General features: G+C 58.1%; 24 protein-coding genes. 10 read left to right on the top strand and 14 right to left on the bottom strand.

Features of this window, described 5'->3' with window-relative positions:
- Positions 1-2: 2 nt before the first annotated feature.
- Both greA and GS614_RS16500 read right to left on the bottom strand, forming a co-directional pair.
- Positions 3-473 carry a transcription elongation factor GreA gene (gene greA, locus GS614_RS16505; protein ID WP_152456794.1) on the bottom strand — a complete coding sequence of 157 codons (471 nt, stop codon included), beginning with the start codon at positions 471-473 and terminating at the stop codon, positions 3-5.
- Positions 474-704: 231 nt separating this feature from the next.
- Positions 705-1,085: a VOC family protein gene (locus GS614_RS16500; RefSeq protein WP_171726817.1), complete on the bottom strand. Its 381-nt coding sequence runs from the start codon at positions 1,083-1,085 to the stop codon at positions 705-707.
- A gap of 86 nt (positions 1,086-1,171) precedes the next feature.
- Here GS614_RS16500 and soxR point away from each other — a divergent pair, with 86 nt between their 5' ends.
- From soxR to GS614_RS16480, 4 genes are all read left to right on the top strand, one after another.
- Entirely contained in the window at positions 1,172-1,627 is a 456-nt protein-coding gene (soxR, locus tag GS614_RS16495; RefSeq protein WP_171119728.1) for a redox-sensitive transcriptional activator SoxR, read from the top strand.
- 136 nt (positions 1,628-1,763) lie between these two features.
- The gene (locus GS614_RS16490) at positions 1,764-3,410 is read left to right on the top strand and encodes an electron transfer flavoprotein-ubiquinone oxidoreductase (RefSeq protein ID WP_171726816.1); all 1,647 of its coding nucleotides are present in this window, start codon (positions 1,764-1,766) and stop codon (positions 3,408-3,410) included.
- 145 nt (positions 3,411-3,555) lie between these two features.
- A complete protein-coding gene (locus GS614_RS16485) occupies positions 3,556-5,226 on the top strand; it encodes a tetratricopeptide repeat protein (protein ID WP_171726868.1) in 1,671 nt (556 codons plus the stop codon).
- Positions 5,216-6,037: a 4-(cytidine 5'-diphospho)-2-C-methyl-D-erythritol kinase gene (locus GS614_RS16480; protein ID WP_171726815.1), complete on the top strand. Its 822-nt coding sequence runs from the start codon at positions 5,216-5,218 to the stop codon at positions 6,035-6,037. Before GS614_RS16485 ends, GS614_RS16480 begins: the two co-directional genes overlap by 11 nt.
- Here the strand turns inward: GS614_RS16480 and GS614_RS16475 are convergent.
- On the bottom strand, positions 6,030-7,028 hold the full coding sequence (locus GS614_RS16475) for a polyprenyl synthetase family protein (protein WP_171119725.1): 999 nt from the start codon (positions 7,026-7,028) through the stop codon (positions 6,030-6,032). The two genes, GS614_RS16480 and GS614_RS16475, sit on opposite strands and share 8 nt — an antisense overlap.
- A 56-nt stretch (positions 7,029-7,084) precedes the next feature.
- On the opposite strand from GS614_RS16475, the gene GS614_RS16470 reads away from it, so the two are divergent.
- From GS614_RS16470 to GS614_RS16460, 3 genes are all read left to right on the top strand, one after another.
- Entirely contained in the window at positions 7,085-7,300 is a 216-nt protein-coding gene (locus GS614_RS16470; RefSeq protein ID WP_152456800.1) for a DUF2007 domain-containing protein, read from the top strand.
- On the top strand, positions 7,297-8,076 hold the full coding sequence (locus GS614_RS16465; RefSeq protein WP_171726814.1) for a tRNA1(Val) (adenine(37)-N6)-methyltransferase: 780 nt from the start codon (positions 7,297-7,299) through the stop codon (positions 8,074-8,076). The genes GS614_RS16470 and GS614_RS16465 overlap by 4 nt, the downstream gene beginning before the upstream one ends.
- A gap of 115 nt (positions 8,077-8,191) precedes the next feature.
- A complete protein-coding gene (locus GS614_RS16460; RefSeq protein WP_083445267.1) occupies positions 8,192-8,356 on the top strand; it encodes a YdcH family protein in 165 nt (54 codons plus the stop codon).
- Here GS614_RS16460 and GS614_RS16455 read toward each other — a convergent pair.
- The 11 genes from GS614_RS16455 to GS614_RS16405 form a co-directional block, all read right to left on the bottom strand.
- Positions 8,353-9,219, bottom strand: coding sequence for a DMT family transporter (locus GS614_RS16455; RefSeq protein ID WP_171363550.1), 867 nt, complete (start codon positions 9,217-9,219; stop codon positions 8,353-8,355). The genes GS614_RS16460 and GS614_RS16455 overlap by 4 nt on opposite strands.
- Entirely contained in the window at positions 9,216-10,163 is a 948-nt protein-coding gene (locus tag GS614_RS16450; protein WP_171726813.1) for a transcriptional regulator GcvA, read from the bottom strand. The genes GS614_RS16455 and GS614_RS16450 overlap by 4 nt, the downstream gene beginning before the upstream one ends.
- Before the next feature lie 300 nt (positions 10,164-10,463).
- Positions 10,464-11,186 (bottom strand): acetoacetyl-CoA reductase, encoded by a 723-nt coding sequence (phbB, locus tag GS614_RS16445; RefSeq protein ID WP_152456804.1) that lies wholly within the window; start codon positions 11,184-11,186, stop codon positions 10,464-10,466.
- Between the two features lie 186 nt (positions 11,187-11,372).
- Complete coding sequence (locus tag GS614_RS16440) at positions 11,373-12,548, bottom strand: acetyl-CoA C-acetyltransferase (protein ID WP_170346332.1); 1,176 nt, start codon at positions 12,546-12,548, stop codon at positions 11,373-11,375.
- 190 nt (positions 12,549-12,738) lie between these two features.
- On the bottom strand, positions 12,739-13,572 hold the full coding sequence (locus GS614_RS16435; RefSeq protein WP_171726812.1) for an EAL domain-containing protein: 834 nt from the start codon (positions 13,570-13,572) through the stop codon (positions 12,739-12,741).
- A gap of 103 nt (positions 13,573-13,675) precedes the next feature.
- Positions 13,676-13,864: a hypothetical protein gene (locus GS614_RS16430; RefSeq protein ID WP_171171185.1), complete on the bottom strand. Its 189-nt coding sequence runs from the start codon at positions 13,862-13,864 to the stop codon at positions 13,676-13,678.
- Between the two features lie 93 nt (positions 13,865-13,957).
- Complete coding sequence (locus GS614_RS16425; protein ID WP_152456808.1) at positions 13,958-14,929, bottom strand: sterol desaturase family protein; 972 nt, start codon at positions 14,927-14,929, stop codon at positions 13,958-13,960.
- Positions 14,926-15,312: a hypothetical protein gene (locus GS614_RS16420; protein ID WP_171119718.1), complete on the bottom strand. Its 387-nt coding sequence runs from the start codon at positions 15,310-15,312 to the stop codon at positions 14,926-14,928. Before GS614_RS16420 ends, GS614_RS16425 begins: the two co-directional genes overlap by 4 nt.
- 59 nt (positions 15,313-15,371) lie before the next feature.
- Positions 15,372-15,701: a hypothetical protein gene (locus tag GS614_RS16415; RefSeq protein WP_170346337.1), complete on the bottom strand. Its 330-nt coding sequence runs from the start codon at positions 15,699-15,701 to the stop codon at positions 15,372-15,374.
- Positions 15,702-15,785: 84 nt separating this feature from the next.
- The gene (locus tag GS614_RS16410) at positions 15,786-16,154 is read right to left on the bottom strand and encodes a hypothetical protein (protein ID WP_171363554.1); all 369 of its coding nucleotides are present in this window, start codon (positions 16,152-16,154) and stop codon (positions 15,786-15,788) included.
- A gap of 63 nt (positions 16,155-16,217) precedes the next feature.
- Positions 16,218-16,784: a TlpA disulfide reductase family protein gene (locus GS614_RS16405; RefSeq protein ID WP_171119716.1), complete on the bottom strand. Its 567-nt coding sequence runs from the start codon at positions 16,782-16,784 to the stop codon at positions 16,218-16,220.
- Positions 16,785-16,805: 21 nt separating this feature from the next.
- On the opposite strand from GS614_RS16405, the gene argH reads away from it, so the two are divergent.
- From argH to GS614_RS16390, 3 genes are all read left to right on the top strand, one after another.
- On the top strand, positions 16,806-18,194 hold the full coding sequence (argH, locus tag GS614_RS16400; protein ID WP_171363555.1) for an argininosuccinate lyase: 1,389 nt from the start codon (positions 16,806-16,808) through the stop codon (positions 18,192-18,194).
- A complete protein-coding gene (locus GS614_RS16395) occupies positions 18,176-18,391 on the top strand; it encodes a hypothetical protein (RefSeq protein ID WP_224854660.1) in 216 nt (71 codons plus the stop codon). Before argH ends, GS614_RS16395 begins: the two co-directional genes overlap by 19 nt.
- A gap of 87 nt (positions 18,392-18,478) precedes the next feature.
- On the top strand, positions 18,479-18,634 hold the full coding sequence (locus GS614_RS16390; RefSeq protein WP_171119713.1) for a hypothetical protein: 156 nt from the start codon (positions 18,479-18,481) through the stop codon (positions 18,632-18,634).
- Position 18,635: the final 1 nt, after the last annotated feature.

Genomic DNA, 18,635 nt, shown 5'->3' with positions numbered 1-18,635 from the left:
GGTCAGGCGTACTCGATACTCAGGATTTCGTAAGAGCGCACGCCGCCGGGTGTGCGCACTTCGACACTGTCCCCTTCATCTTTGCCGATCAGGGCGCGGGCGATGGGGGATTTTATGTTCAGCAGGCCGTTTTCGATATTGGCCTCGTATTCACCAACGATCTGCCAGGTCTTTTCTTCCTCGGTATCTTCGTCGACCAATGTGACTTTTGCGCCAAATTTGACCGCACCCGACAATTTTGCCGGGTCGATGACATCAGCCAGCGACAGAATACCTTCCAGTTCCTTGATGCGACCTTCGATGAAGCCCTGTTTTTCACGGGCAGAATGATATTCGGCGTTTTCCTTCAGGTCGCCCAGCTCGCGCGCCGAGGCGATGGCTTCGATGATCGCCGGGCGTTCAACGGATTTGAGGTTCTTCAGCTCAGCCTCGAGCGCGGCATTGCCCGCAGGCGTCATCGGGATCTTTTCCATACTCTCTACGTCCACGCATAAATTGAGTCGCCCCGCCGCACAGGAGCGTCGGGGCGAATGTTAGATTGGCAGTTACCTGACCCAAATGCCACGTGAATTGCAAGAGGTGACAGCGTCAGCAGCGATCAATTCGCGACTTCGCGCCGTTTTGATTTGGGGTGGGGCCTGTGCCGATGATCGGGATGCCGCGACCTGCGCCAACGCTGTGATGGGGTGCAAAGCCAAATCATCTCAATCATATTGCACCACTTCGAACTCGATCCCGTTGTCATCACGGAAATAGAACCGGCGCCCTGGTTCGTAATCGGCATGGTTGTGGGGCTCGAATCCTGCCTTGCGAACCTTGTCTTCGGTGGCATCGATGTCTTCGACCAGAACACCCACGTGGTTCAGCCCGCCGATTACATCATAGCTGATTTCATCCGACTGCTTCGGGTCGTCAGGTTTGTACAGTGCCAGATACGTATGGGCCGAACCGACATGCACGGTGTATCCGCCGGCAATTGCGGGGCCTTCCCAACGGGTTTTCCAGCCAAAGACCTTTTGCATCCAATTGGCCGAGGCCTTCGGGTCGCGGACAGTGAAGTTGGTGTGTTCAAGCGTCGCCATCATGGGATCTCCTGTGTTTTTTGGCTTGTCCCGACTCAGCGTAATTTCTAAACCTAACTTTAGGTCAAGGAATTTTTCATGAGGGTTTGATGGCGGCATCAGAGGGGCTGGCGATTGGCGCATTGGCCCGGCGCACAGGTCTGGCCGTGTCGGCCATCCGGTATTACGAAGCGCAGGGTCTGATTTCGCCCTGGCGCAACGCGGGCGGACAGCGGCGCTATCAGCGGGCCGATATTCGGCGGCTGAGCTTTGTCATGATTGCGCAGCAGTTCGGCCTGACGCTGCCGGAAATCCGGCGGGTGCTGTCGGGCCTGCCCGGAAACCGCACGCCGACGCCTCAGGACTGGAAGGCGATCAGCGTACAGCTGAGGGCCCATCTGGATCAGCGAATCGACACCCTAAAGCGGTTGCGCGACAATCTGGATGGCTGCATCGGATGCGGGTGTCTGAGCCTGCCGAAATGCGCGCTCTACAACCCCGATGACCGGGCAAAATCGCATGGTAGCGGTCCCAGGTACCTGATGGGGGATGCACCAGAGGGGTGATGTGTCGAATAGCGCCCTTGTTACGCCGTGTTTCGATTGACCAATGTCTTTCCGACCATGTAATCAGCCGTGAAACAAAATTGCGCAGATCATGCGGTGACAGCGCCAATTCGGAAAGTTAGCTAGGGAGCCCGCGATGGCCGAGATTGAACGCGAAGCGATGGAATACGATGTGGTGATCGTGGGTGCAGGTCCTGCGGGACTGTCGGCGGCCATTCGTCTGAAACAGCTGGATGCCGACCTGAACGTTGTCGTTCTGGAAAAAGGGTCCGAGGTTGGCGCGCATATCCTGTCGGGCGCGGTTCTTGATCCCTGTGGTCTGGACGCGCTGATCCCGGATTGGAAGGAAAAAGGCGCGCCGCTGAATGTGCCCGTGAAGGACGACAAGTTCTACATGCTGGGTGAAGCAGGCCAGGTCCGCATCCCGAACTTCCCGATGCCGCCGCTGATGCACAACCACGGCAACTACATCGTCTCGATGGGCAATGTGTGCCGCTGGATGGCGGAACAGGCCGAAGAACTGGGTGTCGAGATTTTTCCGGGCATGGCGTGCTCGGAAATGGTCTATGGCGACAATGGCGAAGTCAAAGGCGTGGTAGCAGGCGTTTTTGGCCTTGAGGCAGACGGTTCCTATGGCCCCAACACCGAACCGGGGATGGAGTTGCACGGCAAATATGTCTTCTTGTCAGAAGGAGTGCGCGGGTCGCTGTCCAAGGAAGTGATCGCCAAATACGACCTGTCTGCCGGCAAAGAGCCGCAGAAATATGGTGTCGGCATGAAAGAGATCTGGGAGATCGACCCTGCCAAGCACAAGGAAGGCAGCGTGACGCACACGATGGGCTGGCCTTTGGGCAGCAACGCAGGCGGCGGATCCTTCATCTATCACCTTGAGAACAATCAGGTTTACGTCGGTTTCGTGGTTCACCTGAACTATAAGAACCCGTATCTGTACCCCTATATGGAGTTCCAGCGTTTCAAGCACCATCCCATGGTGGCCGATCTGCTGAAAGGCGGCAAGCGCGTGGCTTACGGCGCCCGTGCGATTACGGAAGGCGGCTATCAGTCGATGCCGAAACTGGTCGCGCCGGGCGTGGCGCTGTTGGGCTGTTCGGCAGGCATGGTCAACGTGCCGCGCATCAAAGGCAACCACAACGCGATGCTGTCGGGCAAAGCTGCGGCCGAGGCTGCTTTCGAAGCGATCAAGGCCGAGCGTTCGGGCGATGAGCTAACGGCTTACGAGACCGAAGTTCGCAATGGCGCGATTGGCTCCGACCTGAAGAAGGTTCGTAATGTCAAGCCGATGTGGTCGAAATGGGGTCTGACCGCCAGCCTGATGTTGGGTGGTCTGGACATGTGGACCAACACGTTTGGCTTTTCGCTGTTTGGCACGTTGGGCCATGGCAAGAACGACGCGGAATCGACCGAGGATGCCAGCAAGCACCAGCCAATCGATTACCCAAAGCCGGATGGGACGCTGTCTTTCGATCGTCTGACGAATGTCTCGTTCGCAGCGACAAACCACGAGGAAAGCCAGCCCTGCCACCTGCGTCTGGCCGATCCCGAGATCCCCGTGAAGGTCAACCTGCCCAAATACGACGAGCCGGCGCAGCGGTATTGCCCTGCGGGCGTGTATGAAGTGGTCGAGGATGAGGGCGGCCCGCGATTCGTCATCAACTTCCAGAACTGCGTTCACTGCAAAACCTGCGACATCAAGGATCCCAGCCAGAACATCACCTGGACCACACCGCAGGGCGGCGACGGTCCAAACTATCCGAACATGTAAGCAAAAAACGGGCAATGGCGGCGCTGTGAAGGCTCTGCCATTGCCTCTTGCCTGCCGAAGCCCTAGCTTACCCCTCAGTCAACGATAGCAAGGCAGGATTTCGGTGTTTTCCCTGGTTCGTCGCGCGGCTTTGTCCGTGCTGTTCATGTCGTCGGTCGCGCTTCCGGCCTTTTCGGAAACGGGTGCCGGGTCTTATCTGGCCGGGCGGCAGGCGATTTACGAAAACGACTATTCTGCCGCTGAAAGATATTACGCTCAGGCTCTCAGATTTGATCCCCAAAATGCGCTGTTGCAGGAAAGCGTTGTCGTTGCACGCATCGCTTTGGGGGAAGTGGCGCGCGCGCTGCCGATCGCCCAGCAGATCGAAGAAGCCAACCTGCCCAGCCAGGCTGCGCGTATGGTGATTTCGGCCAATCTGATCGCCGATGGGAAATTTGACGACCTGCTGGCCCGGGACCCTGAAACACAGGGAGTTGGCCCCCTTGTTGACGGCCTGATGATCGCCTGGGCCCATCTGGGGCAGGGTGAGATGACCAAGGCGATGGAACAGTTCGATTCTGTCGCCACACAGGATGGCCTCAGGGAATTTGCGCTTTACCACAAGGCGATGGCATTGGCGTCTATCGGTGATTTCGAAGGCGCAGAGGCGATACTTGCGGATAATGATGGAACGGTTGCCCGGTTCTCTCGTCGTGCTGCTTTGGCCCGCACCGAGATTCTGTCGCAGCTGGATCGCAACGAAGACGCCATTCAGTTTCTGGACGATGTGTTTGTAGCGGGCAGTGACCCGACCATCGAGGCGTATTTGAGCCAGTTGGCGGCGGGTGAAACACTGCCGTTCACCCATGTCCGATCCGCTCAGGACGGCATGGCCGAGATTTTTTTCACCGTCGGTGCCGCATTGAACAGCGATGCTTCGGCCGATTACGTTCTGCTGTACGCACGCTTGGCCAGTTTCCTGCGCCCCGATCATGTGGATGCCATTTTGCTGAGCGCGGATCTGCTGGACAACTTGCAGCAATATGATTTGGCGGTTGAAGCGTACCGCCTGGTCCCGGCGGACAGCAACGATCACCATGCGGCCGAATTGGGCCGGGCCGAAGTTCTGGACCGTTCGGGAAAAACCGATGCGGCCGTCGAGGTGTTGCAAAACCTGGCTGCGCAGGACCCTGGTTTTCCGGGTGTGCATGTCGCTTTGGCAGACTTGCAGCGCCGACAGGAAAACTATGCCGCTGCCGTGGCCTCATATGACACTGCGATAGCGCTGACGGACAGCGCGGCGGGTGGGAATTGGTTCCTGCATTATGCTCGTGGAATCAGTCATGAAAGGCTGAAGCAATGGGACCAGGCCGAAGCTGATTTCCGCCGGGCGCTGGAGCTGAACCCGGATCAGCCTCAGGTTCTGAATTACCTGGGGTATTCGCTGGTTGAGCGCCAGGAAAAGCTGGATGAAGCATTGGACATGATCGAGCGCGCAGTAGCTGCGCGTCCGGACAGTGGCTATATCGTGGACAGTCTGGGTTGGGTTCTGTTCCGTCTGGGGCGTTACGACGAGGCCGTCGAACACATGGAACGTGCGGTCGAGCTGATGCCGGTGGATCCGGTGGTCAACGATCACCTGGGTGACGTCTATTGGGCTGTCGGGCGCGCGCGCGAGGCCGAGTTTCAGTGGAGCCGCGCCTTGTCCTTTATCGACCCGGAAGACACGGACGGCGAAGCCGATCCGGATCGAATCCGGCGCAAGATCGAAGTCGGGCTGGATGCCGTTCTGGCCGAAGAAGGTTCGGAGCCATTGAAAGTCGCCAATGGAAATTAAGGCGTTTGCGCCCGCCAAGATCAACCTGACCCTTCATGTGACTGGCCGTCGAGACGATGGCTATCACCTGTTGGATTCGCTGGTTGTATTCGCCGATCTGGGTGATCGGCTGACATTCACCCCCGGTCCCGAATTGTCCATGGATGTGCGCGGCGAGTTTGCCGACGGAGTCCCCACGGACAGCCGAAATCTGGTCTGGAAGGCGGCAGAAGCTGTCGGCTGGACCGGTCATATTCAACTGACCAAGTCCCTGCCCCATGGGGCGGGCATTGGCGGAGGGTCGTCTGATGCTGCGGCCACGCTTGGGGCCCTGGCAGATCAAGGCCACGACCTCCCGCAGGGCCTGCCGTTGTCATTGGGGGCGGATGTCCCCGTCTGCCTGGAAGGTCGGGCGATCAGAATGCAGGGCATTGGCGATCGATTGACGGCGGTGAACCTTCCGCACCTGCCCGCCCTTTTGGTCAACCCGAATGTACAGGTGCCCACCGGTCCCGTTTTCAACGCGCTGGCGTCCAGAGACAACCCGCCAATGCCTGAATGCACACCTGAGTTTGAAAGTGCCGATGAGTGCGCCCAGTGGCTGCGCAATCAGCGCAACGATCTGCAAGTGCCCGCCATGAACGTCGCACCTGAGATCGATCAGGTGTTGGACGAGTTGACGATGACCAATCGCGCGCTCGTGGTGCGCATGTCAGGGTCAGGATCAACCTGTTTTGCGCTGTATCCGACGATGAAAGACGCGCATTTCGCGGCCTATGAGATCGGCGCAGCCCATCCTGATTGGTGGTGCCGCGCCACGCAGCTCAATTGAGACGTGAAACCACGTAATCGGCCAATTCGCGCAACAGGCTGCGAATCTCATGATCCGGCAGTACCTCCAGCGACGCCTTGGCTTTGTTGGCCCAGCCCAAAGCGTCTTGCCGGGTTTCTTCCAGCGTGGCGTATTTGTTCATCAGACCCAGCGCTTGATCCAGATCCCCATCCTGTTGGCGGCCCTTTTCGATCGCACGCTCCCAGAAGGCGCGTTCTTCCGGCGTGGATTGCGCCACGGCTTTGATGACGGGCAGGGTCAGTTTCCGTTCACGGAAGTCATCGCCAACATTCTTCCCGGTCGCTTTGCTGTCGCCCTGATAATCCAGCAGGTCATCGGCAATCTGGAACGCGATGCCCAGTGAATCGCCATAGTCGAAAAGCGCTTTGACCTGCTCTTCCGAGGCACCTGCGATCACGCCGCCCACTTCGGTCGCGGCTGAAAACAATGCAGCCGTCTTGCCGCGTACGACCTGAAGATAAACGTTTTCATCCGTACGCAGATCGGTTGCGGCCGTCATTTGCAGCACTTCGCCTTCGGCAATGGTTGCAGAGGCATTGGCCAGGATATCCAGAACGCGCAGCGAGCCCGTTTCCACCATCAGCTGGAAACTGCGTGAAAACAGGTAATCGCCAACCAGAACGCTGGATTTGTTGTCCCAAAGCAGATTGGCGGTCGGGCGGCCCCGTCGCTGTGCGCTTTCATCCACGACGTCGTCATGCAGCAGGGTGGCGGTGTGAATGAACTCGACCGTCGCAGCAAGGCGCACGTGGTGGTCGCCGGAATAGCCAAACAGGCGTGCTGCGGCCAGTGTCAGCATCGGGCGCAGGCGTTTTCCACCTGCTTCGACCAGATGCCGCGTCACTTCCGGGATGCGTGGCGCATGGTCCGATGCCATCCGCGTGCGGATCAGCCCGTTCACGGCCTCCATCTCGCCCGCCAGAATTTCAGCCAGACGCTCATGCGGTTTTGAGATCATGTCGACGGTCATCACACTCCTGATACAAGGCTCGACTTTCGCCTCGCCTTGCCCTTACATCCATCCCCATGAAAGAACTGTTGCGCAGTACCGATCCGACAATCTTGGCCTTTGCATCCGCTCTCCTTGAGGGCGAGGATATAGACTGCTTTCAGATGGACGTAAATATGAGCATCCTCGAAGGTGGTATCGGGATCTTTCCCCGTCGACTGATGGTTCGGTCCGAAGACCTGACCCGTGCCGAGCGTGTGATGCGCGACAACGAGATCCCGCTGGGCCGATGATGCGCTTTGACGACAATGAATTGACGTGCAACGATTTCCTTGCTGGCCGGGTGCGATTGCTGCAACCTGCGTCAGGTTACCGCGCCGGAGTAGACCCTGTTCTGCTTGCCGCATCCGTCCCTGCAAAGGCCGGGCAATCCGTGCTGGAACTGGGATGTGGCGCGGGGGCTGCCATTCTGTGCCTGTCCGCGCGGGTACCGGGGCTGCAAATGGTTGGGATCGAATTGCAACCGGCCTACGCGGAGCTGGCCCGCCGCAATTCTGAAATCAACGGCTGTGATCTGGACGTGATCGAGGCTGACCTGAACGCTTTGCCTGATGACCTCCGACAGCGGCACTTTGATCACGTAATCGCGAACCCGCCCTATTACCGTTCTGGGGCGCATAGCCCCGCCAGCGACACAGGGCGGAGCATTGCCCTGGGTGAAAATACGCCTCTGATCGACTGGATCACCGTGGCGGCCAAACGCCTTGCCCCTCGGGGGTTCCTGCACATGATCCAGAAAGCCGACCGTCTTCCCGATATGCTGACGGCTTGTGAAGGGAAACTGGGTTCAATCGAGGTGCTGCCGCTCAGCGCGCGGGTGGGCCGCGAGGCAGAGCTGGTCATCCTGAGCGCCCGCAAAGGGGGACGCGCGGCATTTCGCCTCCATGCGCCTTTGATTCTGCACGCCGGTGAGCGCCACGAAAATGACGGTGAAAGCTATACCGAAGCGGTCTCAGCCGTGCTTCGACACGCCGCTCCGTTGCCTCGGAACTTGTGCCATCGGCAATGACCAGCCGAATTTGTCGGATTTGTTACAGATTCTGTGCGTCTGCAGCGTGACAGGGTGGAAACGATGTGGTCAAATTCTTACGTGACATACAGACACATAAACAAGGAGGATCGCAATGAGCGTGAGCGCACATCTGACGGAACTGAAGAAAAAGCACGAATCTCTCGGTCTAGAAGTGGAACAAGCCCAACGCTCGCCAGGTATCGATGATCTCCATATTGCTCAGTTGAAAAAACAGAAGCTCAAGCTGAAAGAAGAGATCGAACGCCTGTCCGCTTAAGTTTTCAGGCTGGCGCGGGCCGCGATCAAGGCCCCGCCGGTGATCAGAAAGGCCGCGATCGCAAGCCCCCAGGACGGGGTCGCGATCCCGGCCACCACCAAAGCAAGGGTCGACAATAACGGGGCCGCATAGGATGAGGTTCCGAGGATTTGAATGTCGCCTTGCTTGACGCCAATGTCCCAGACGTAGAACGCCAGCCCGACGGGCCCAAGGCCGAGTGCCAGCACCGACGCCCAGCCCAGTGCCGTATCGGGCAGTACAGTATCTTCCACAGCCAGATGCAGCAGACCCGAAGCCAGTGCAGCCGCAAGGCAGAATATTGCGACGGAACTGGTCGGCGTGCCCTCCAGTTTGCGTGATAGAACGGAATAGCCCGACCATGTCAGTGCGCAAAGCAAAGCCAATGCGTATCCGGGCAGGTATTGGGCCTGAAAGCCCGCGCCGCCACCCCCGGCAATGATGACAGCGGCCCCTGCGAATCCAAGGCAGGCCCCGATCAGGTGGCCGATACGCAGATGTTCACCCGGAAGCAGGCCCGACAGAAGCACAATGAGCAGAGGCCAGAGATATGCGATCAGCCCGGCCTCGGCAGCCGGCGCCATGCGCAGAGCCGAAAAATACAGCGCGTGATAGCCAAACAGGCCCAATGCGCCAAACAGGTAGGTCGTCCAGGGGACTTGCTTTAGATCGCTCAGACCACCTGTCGCCGTCGCCCAGACAAGCCCAAGCGTACCACCAATCGAAAAGCAGATCGTGTTCAGCAGCAGGGGCGGCGTGGGCGCCGACCCGACAGTGAACAACGCCAGCAAGGCCCATAGCAAGACAGCCACGAAGCCGATTGCCGTTGCGCGCATTTTGGTCATGGGCGGGAAACCTCTTCAATCGGTATGATTTTGAACTCATCCGATATATGCGCGGTTTTTTCAATCTCGGTCAGGAACCAATCGCGAAACGCCGCGATCTGAGGTTTCTTTTCAGCCCCCGGCAGGCACAGAAACCGGAACCGGCCTTGTGTTTCCAGGGCCACCTTGAACGGTGCAACCAGGCGGCCTTCGGTCAGGTCCTTGAGAATCATGGCGCGTCGCCCCAGTGCCACGCCGACACCGGCAACAGCGGCATCAATCGCGTGATCTGCATTGGAAAAATGCGCGCCATGGGTCGGAGTGAAATCCATTCCGACAGCACGGAACCAAGCGGGCCAATCACAAGGCGGGGTCAGAAAGCTGATCGAATCGTCATGGATCAGCGGGGCCCCTTCAAGGCTTGCCGGCGTGGTGAATTGTTCCGCAAGTTCGGGCGTCATGACAGGGGTCAGCCATTCCTTTCTGACGGGAACGGAATACAGCCCGTCATCGGCCGAATTCCCGAAGCGGATGGCGACGTCCACGTCGTCCCGTTCCAGATCCATGTTGCGCAGCGTGGCCGAGAATTTCAGATCGATCTCGGGATGCGCCCGAGCAAATTCGTAAAGCCGCGGCGCCAGCCACTTGGCGGTCAAAGCTGGGCCCGCGGTGACGGTCAGGCTTGTGTCATCTTCCTGTCTGCGCACCGCACGCCATGCGGCTTGCAAGGTGGCAAACCCTTCTGCCGTACCAGGCGCAAGGGCACGGCCCGCCTCGGTCAGTTCTACGGCGCGGTTCAGACGACGAAACAGCGGCCGGCCAAGGTGTTCTTCAAGCGACTTGATCTGAAAGGACAGGGCAGCTGGCGTCACATGCAGCTCTTCCGCCGCCTTCGAAAAAGACATGTGCCGGGCTGCGGCGTCAAAAGCACGCAACGCGGTCAGCGGAGGCAGATAGTCACTCATAGTGAAGAAAAACTTAACTGAAGTCTCAAGAAAGCTCGTTTGTCGTGTTTGTTTTTAGCCTCCATATTCACATCAGGTCAAACAAAACTGATTTGAAAAAAGGAGACTGCCATGATCGAGATGACGACGAATCCCGCCGCCCAGATGGCGATCCTGCGTGCCCACCAAGAGCGCAGCAGGGTGGTCTGGCAGTTTTGGGGATGGATATTCGGTTCCCGCTGATCGCAGCGCGCGCGTTCTTACGGGATCAGAAAGGGCCGGCCCAAAAGGACCGGCCCGTTTTTTGTTCACAACTCTGGATCAGACGAAGAACTGCGCACCGTTGGCCGAGATCGTCGAACCGTTGATGAACTGCGAATCGTCCGATGCCAGGAAGACCACGCAGCGCGCGATTTCCTCCGGCTCACCCAAGCGGCCGGCTGGGATCTGACCAATGATGGACTCGCGCACCTTCTCAGGCACTGCCATTACCATTTCGGTTGCGATATAGCCGGGGCAGATCGCGTTGGCAGTGATCCCCGCCCGCGCGCCTTCCTGCGCCAGGGATTTCACGATGCCCAGGTCACCCGCCTTGGTCGCAGCATAGTTCACCTGAGCGAACTGGCCTTTCTGACCGTTGATCGAACTGATGACGATGACACGGCCGAACTTGCGCTCGCGCATGCCGGGCCAAATGGGGTGCACGGTGTTAAACACGCCAGTCAGGTTGGTGTCGATCACGTCTTTCCACTGATCCGGCGTCATTTTGTGGAACGGTGCATCGCGGGTGATGCCTGCATTGGCGACGACCACATCGATGGGGCCAACCTCAGCTTCGACCTTTTCGATGCCCGCTTTGGATTCGTCATAATCCGCGACGTTCCACTTGTAGGTCTTGATCCCGGTTTCTTCGGTGAATTTTGCGGCTGCTTCGTCGTTCCCTGCATAGGTGGCCGCAACGTTATATCCTTCGGCTTTTAGCGCCTTGGAAATTGCTGCGCCAATGCCGCGGGAACCGCCGGTTACGAGTGCTGTTCGTGCCATTTATGACTCCTTCAATTTTAGTCGTCTTAGTAATGCTGTTACTCTGAGAGATGGTTGTGCGCAATATTGTTTCGTTTTGAATCTCGGTTTCCGGGCGGCAATATCGTCGCATCCAAGGGTTAGAACCTCAATGTAACAAAAAAAGGCGCCCACTGGGCGCCTAATTCTATTTGATTGTCAAAGCGCTTAGTCGCGCTCCACACAAAGGGCAACGCCCATGCCACCACCGATGCACAAGGTCGCCAGACCCTTTTTCGCATCGCGTCGCTTCATTTCGAACAACAGGGTGTTCAAAACACGGCACCCCGAAGCACCGATCGGATGGCCGATGGCAATGGCGCCGCCGTTTACGTTCACGATCGACGGATCCCAGCCCATATCCTTGTTAACCGCGCACGCCTGCGCGGCAAAGGCTTCGTTGGCCTCGACCAGGTCCAGATCGTCTACCGACCAGCCTGCTTTTTCCAGTGCCTTGCGCGATGCGTAGATCGGGCCGACGCCCATGATCGAAGGGTCCAGCCCGGCGGTCGCATAGGACGCGATGCGCGCCAGAGGTTCGATTCCCCGCTTTTCAGCGTTTTCGGCTGACATCAGCAGCGTCGCGGCCGCGCCGTCGTTCAATCCCGAGGCATTGGCAGCTGTGACCGAACCGTCCTTGGTGAAGGCCGGACGCAGTTTGGCCATGGCCTCCATGGTTGCGCCATGACGAATGTATTCGTCCTTGTCCATCACGATGTCGCCCTTACGGGTCTTGATGGTGAAGGGCACGATTTCGTCTGCGAACTTGCCGGCCTTTTGGGCTGCTTCGGCCTTGTTCTGCGAAGCAACGGCGAATTCATCCTGCATCTCGCGGCTAATCTGCCATTTCTCTGCAACATTCTCGGCAGTCTGACCCATGTGATAGCCGTTGAAAGCATCCCACAAGCCATCGCGGATCATCGTGTCGATATACTTCATGTCGCCCATCTTGTGACCGGCGCGCAGCGCGGCGGCGTGGGGTGACAGCGTCATGTTTTCCTGACCACCTGCAGCGACGATTTCCGCGTCTCCCAGCTGAATATGCTGGGCGCCCAAAGCAACGGCGCGCAGGCCCGAGCCACAAACCTGATTGATGCCCCATGCGGCGCTTTCCTGTGGCAGGCCGGCATTGATATGCGCCTGACGCGCGGGATTCTGGCCTTGGGCGGCAGTCAGAACCTGACCCATAATGGTTTCGCTGACTTCGCCTTTTTCCACTCCGGCGCGCTCGACAACTGCTTCCAGAACGGCAGCGCCCAGATCATGGGCAGGTGTGTTCGCAAACGAACCACTGAAGCTGCCAACACCTGTTCGTGCGGCGGATGCGATTACTACGTTGGTCATATGATCAGTCCTTTACCGTCATGGGCCAGCGGAATTTCTGACGGCGCAGGTCGAAAGGTGTCCTTTCGAAACAAGAGCGCCCCGTGATCCCCCGCTCAAGTACTCTTGCAATAGCGTAACGCTGCACATGCAGCAACGGGCAGCTTGTCTCAGTGTTGGAAATGGTAGGAAAATGTCGATGAACAGGCAATCAAATTCCTGTTTTTGATCTGTTTTCCTGCTTCCAGGGTTCCACGACACTGGGTGCGCCATACAAGAATCCTTGCAGGCAATCCACGCCACTTGCCACCAAGAAAGCGGCATCCTCCTGCGTTTCAACCGATTCGGCCGTAACCAGAATTTCAAATTCACGGGCCACCGCAATCAGGGCCCGCACCAAAGTCTGGTTGTCGGGATCGTGGCTGATGCCCCGAACGAACTGTCCATCGATTTTGGCTGCGTCGAACAGAAACTCGCGAAAATACCGAAAGCTGAAATTATTGGCACCAAAGTCATCCAGCGCAAAAGCGATGCCGCGATCCTGCAAGCGGTCCATGAAGTCGACAACCAGCTCAGGCACCTGCATGGCCGAGCTTTCGGAGATTTCGAGGATCAAGCGTTCGCCCAATCCGGCGTCTCGTTTCAGGAATCTGTCCAGTACTCTGGACCATTTGGAATAACCGATCGAACGAGCAGACATGTTGATCGACAGGCGTATTTCCGGGTTCCTCGCCAATGTGCGCAACCCAAGCTCCAACGCGACGCAGTCCAGATCGCGGCCGATAGGAGTGTTTTCGACCTGAGGCATGAATTCTCGCGCCGGGATGACGCGGCCGGTTTCGTCCAGAACCCGAATGAACCCTTCGTAAAACGCGACTCGGTACGGGGCGTGCGCCTGTATCACCGGCTGAAAAGCCAGTTTGCATTGCTTATGCTTCACGGCATCGGTTGCCATCTGCACAACCGAACGATCCCGCGTCGAAACGGCCGCATTCAACGGGCTGTCCGACCCCTCAGGCAGATTTGCCAGTTTTTTGTTTCCCATAAGCGCGGATTCCCATGTGTCCGGGACAGGTGTCTGGTCACAGTCTCGGGGCAAAGAGATGAATCTGCGGTTAAGGGTTCGGAAAAATTTCCGTCTCGCGGGCTCAGCGGGTGGATTGCCACGCGCGCGTCAAAGAAGCTGCCGCTCCAAGTATCGCGCCCATCGCACCTAGGGCCATCATTGCAAAACCCAACGCGATCAGGGCTGCAATGGCGCCCCCAAGGGCTGCGAGCATGGCCATCAACAGGCCGAACAGGCCGAAAAATGTTGAAATGGTTGCCAAACGATTCATACCGACCCTCGCTCACTCATACATGGCGCCTGTCGTCTGATATGGCGTTCAACGGCCGAGATTCAAGGCACAAGCAGGTTCCAGCCGGCCGTTTCAGGCCTGTTCTGCTTGTCCGCTGGGCAGTTTTTTGTCCAGATGCTCAAATCCTGGCGTTCCGCGGTCTTCCGGGTGGCGCGCCAGATGCTTGGCCTTGATCTGTTCCGAACTGTCCCGGCTGCCGTCATGGCTGTACCCAGGTGGGGCAAAGCAGTAGGCCAGCCGCTGTTTCAGGGTCAGACCCGGCTGGGTCGCGTCGCGCCAGATGGCCACCCATTCGTGAAAGGCCACCCGCAGGGGATTGAAAGTGCCGATATTGTGCACCAGGCCATAGTCCACCCGGTCGTCCTCCTGCTCGGGGACGAAGGTGCCGAACAGCTTGTCCCAGATGATGAACACCCCGGCATAGTTGCAATCCAGATAGCGCGCGTTGCGGCCGTGATGGGCGCGGTGGTGACTGGGCGTGTTCATTATGGCCTCGAACCAGCGGGGCATCTTGCCGATGGCCTCGGTGTGAATCCAGAACTGATAGATAAGATTGAGGCCACCGACGAACAAAACCATCGCAGGATGGAACCCAAGCAGGATCAGCGGGGCGCGTACAACCATCATGAAAGTGAACGTATAGGTCCAGGTCTGCCGCAGCGCGGTCGTCAAGTTGTAGTGCTGCGAGCTGTGATGGTTTACGTGGCTGGCCCAGACCCAGCGGATGCGATGGCCAAAGCGGTGGACCCAGTAGTAACGCAGATCGTCCAGGACAAAGCACAGGATGATAACCGGAATTGACGTACCCAGGTTCATCGGCGTGATCTGCCAAAGCCACATGAAAAACGCGTAGGCGATAAAGCCCAGCAAAAAGCCCGATGCGATGTTTCCGGCCCCCATGATCAAAGAGGTCACTGCATCGCGTGTTTCATAACGCCCGCCTTTGCCTTTGACTGCGATCCATAGAAACTCGGCCAGAATTGCTGCGATGAAAAAGGGAACGGCCCATTGTACCGCATCGGGAAAACTAATTTGGTCTGTCATGCGGGCTCCATCAGGTCACGCCAGTGATGGCGTTCGAAATCGTCCAGTCGGATGAGTGTTTTGGGCACCGAGAATTCGTGAAACAGAATCTCAAAGCCTTCCGGATGATCCAGAAGATCATAGTCCATCAGATGCCGGGCCACGGTGTCGGCCCCCAAGGACCAAAGCAACCCATTGCCTGAACTGGTGCGCACCACCGCGGCGTGGCCATCATGGGAAACCGTGACGTCGACCACATCATCGTCCGGAAAGTGACGTGCCCATTGTGAGCGTGCAATGTCGGGCGTCAGCATCACCTGCTGCGACCTGCCGGTGAGATGCAATAACAGGGTGACACCAGCTATGCCGCCGACGACCAGCGCCAGTAGAATTTCAAGTGGCATTCCATCCTCCTGAGCGCAGAGTGCAAAGGAGTTGAAATTCTGTCAAAGGTGGCGTTGCGTCAGCTGTTTTCCAGCCGTTCCAGTATCTCGTGTTGCACCACACGTTCGACGAAGGGCACCAGCCCCTCGGGGCCGGATGTACGATCCTTCAGATGGATGCAGATATCTGGGCGGCGGGCGGCAATAATACCCACCATTTCACCACGGATCTTGTCGTCAAGCCCCGCGCCCAAGATGGCACAGGCAATCCGGGGCTCGGCATCCAGCTGTTTCCGAACCTCGTCCGTGTCATGTGCGCCCAGCCACTGAATCGGCAGATGATCCAGTTGCCGCGCCACGTCACCGATCACATTTGGCAACCGTCCGATCAGCAGTACGACGGGTTTCATCATTGCCTCCATTCCAAAAAATATGCCGGCCCTGCCGGGCAGGGCAGGAACAGTATATCACGAGATTGAAAGGAGCTGACGCCTTTAGTTGTTGATCGAATAAATGGTTGTTTCGCCTTTACCTTTTTCGCGGGTCATTCGGGCAGTGGCCCCGTCAATTTCCCAAAGCTGACAATCCGTGCCCAGTGCCTTGCCGTCCAATACTCCGTTTCGGCACCAGAATTTTTTGTTCCAGACCCAGGTTCCGCTAAACTTTTTCCCACTTTTGAGTTTGGCTGAAATCGTGCCATCAGCATTCGCGATAAAAACATTGCCTTGTTCGTCGGTCAGCTTTTTCCCAACAATATCAGAATTGAACTGCTTTGCGGTCTTGATCCGTTTGTAGTCCGCGTGTGCGGTGCCAGCGATTGCCAATGTGCCTGCAACAGCAAGGAATAAAATCGTATGTTTCATTAAAAACCTCCCACTCTTAATGCGTGGGAGGGTAACACAACTCCGCGAATTTTTCTGAATGCGTTAACTTTCGGCGCCAACAAGCGTCGAGATAATCGCCTTCGCACTGTCCGAGTTCCATTCGGCGTCGCCGATCAGCCGGGCGATTTCCTGCCCTTCGGGGTTCAGGATGACCGTGATCGGCAAGGCGATGACGCCGAACTCACGGGCAGCGGCCGAGCTGGGGTCTTGGTGACGGGGCAGGTTGGCGATGCCGTTCTCTGCAAAGAACTTTTTGATGCCGGCAGGCGAGTTGCGGCCCGTGGCCAGTGTCAGAACCTGAAACTTGTCGCCGCCGAACTCTTCCTGAAGCTCAGCGATCTGAGGCATCTCTTTGCGGCAAGGCGCACACCAGGTGGCCCAGAAATTCAGCAGCACATACTTGCCCTCATAATCGGCAAGCGTGCCGACGCCGCCGTCATCTTCTAGCTGGAATTCGATTGATTTGGCGGGTTTCGGTTCCTTGTGCAGGATCAGACGTTTCAGGCTGTCTTCCCGCAGAGGGGCCAGCGTCTCGGCATCGGTCGCCAAGGCGGCATTTGCACCCAGCGCAAGGGCCATATAAAGGGGGATCAGACGAAATAGGCGCATATCAACTCCGGGTTTTCTTACATGACCGATCAATCCTCGAACCAGATGTGGGGCGGCCGCTTTGCCGCTGGTCCAGACGCGATCATGGAGGCAATCAACGCCTCGATCGGGTTCGATCAGCGGATGGCAGCCCAGGACATCGCAGGCTCGCGCGCCCATGCGGCCATGCTGGCCGCTACAGGCGTCATAAGTGATAGTGACGCTGAAGCCATTCGGGAAGGGCTGCTCACCGTTTTGTCAGAAATCCAGAACGGAGAGTTCCAGTTCTCGATCGCGCTGGAAGACATCCACATGAATGTCGAGGCACGCCTGAAAGAGATCATCGGCGAGCCCGCAGGCCGTTTGCACACAGGGCGTTCGCGCAATGATCAGGTCGCAACCGATTTCAAGCTGTGGGTCCGCGATCAGCTGGACGCGGCTGAATCCGGCCTGTTGGCCCTGATCCGCGCGCTTTTGGCGCAGGCTGAGGCCGGGGCCGATTGGGTCATGCCGGGCTTTACCCACCTGCAAACGGCGCAGCCGGTGACATGGGGCCATCACATGATGGCCTATGTCGAGATGTTCGGCCGCGATCTGTCGCGTGTCCGCGATGCGCGCGCCCGGATGAATGAATCCCCACTGGGTGCTGCGGCGTTGGCTGGCACGTCCTTTCCGATCGACCGCCATATGACGGCCCAGGCGCTGGGCTTTGACCGGCCCGCTGCCAACTCGCTGGACGCCGTCAGCGACCGGGATTTCGCGCTGGAGTTCCTGTCGACCGCCTCGATCTGCGCCGTCCACCTGTCGCGCTTTGCCGAAGAACTGGTGATCTGGTCCTCGGCGCAGTTCCGCTTTGTTACACTGTCAGATCGGTTCTCGACCGGCTCGTCGATCATGCCGCAGAAGAAAAACCCCGACGCGGCCGAGCTGATCCGCGCCAAGGTGGGCCGGATCTTTGGCGCCAACACGGCGCTGATGATGGTGATGAAGGGCCTGCCGCTGGCCTATTCCAAGGACATGCAGGAAGACAAGGAACAGGTCTTTGATGCCGCCGACAACTGGATGCTGGCGCTGGCGGCGATGGAAGGCATGGTCAAGGACATGACCGCCAATCGCGACAGCCTGGCCGCTGCGGCGGGTTCGGGTTTCTCGACTGCAACTGATCTGGCCGACTGGCTGGTGCGGGTGCTGGGCCTGCCCTTCCGCGACGCGCATCATGTTACCGGATCGCTGGTGGCCATGGCCGAGAAGAAGGGCTGCGACCTGCCCGATCTGACGCTGGACGACATGCAATCGGTCCATGCCGAGATCACAAATGACGTCTACTCTGTCCTTGGTGTCGAAAACTCTGTAAACTCACGCCAGTCCTATGGTGGCACGGCCCCGGATCAGGTGCGTGCTCAGGTTGAACGATGGAAGGCAATGGTGTGATGACCGTGCTGCGCGCGATTCTGATTGCAGGGTCCGGCCTAATGCTGGCCGGATGCGGAGCCGACGGCGAGCCCGTTCAGCCTGCGCCCGCTCAGCCAACTGTCAGTGCAACCGTTGGCGTTGGCTCTGGCGGAGCGTATGTAGGCGGTGGCGTAGGTCTAAGCCGTGGGCCGCTGGGGATTTACCTGGGATTCTAAGCCACTTTCATATTGCGCATCGGTTTTGTATCCACCAACGTGAGGTGGCATGTCGGTGCGCATGCCATCCAAAGAAAAGATACTGAAATGAGAACACTAGGACTGATTCTGGTATTTGCGGCTTTGACGGCTTGCGAACCTACATCGGCAAGACGCCCGGAACCTGCGGCAGAGCCCAAGCAATCGGGCACCGGAGTTTCGATCTCGGGCTATGGCCGGGTTGGAGTTTCGACCCGAAATTAAA

This window comes from Ruegeria sp. HKCCD6604 (genome assembly GCF_013110635.1).
In the GTDB taxonomy this organism is placed as follows: Bacteria; Pseudomonadota; Alphaproteobacteria; order Rhodobacterales; family Rhodobacteraceae; genus Ruegeria.
The sequence above is the reverse complement of the archived record's forward strand: the minus strand, read 5'-3'. Positions and strand labels throughout refer to the sequence as shown.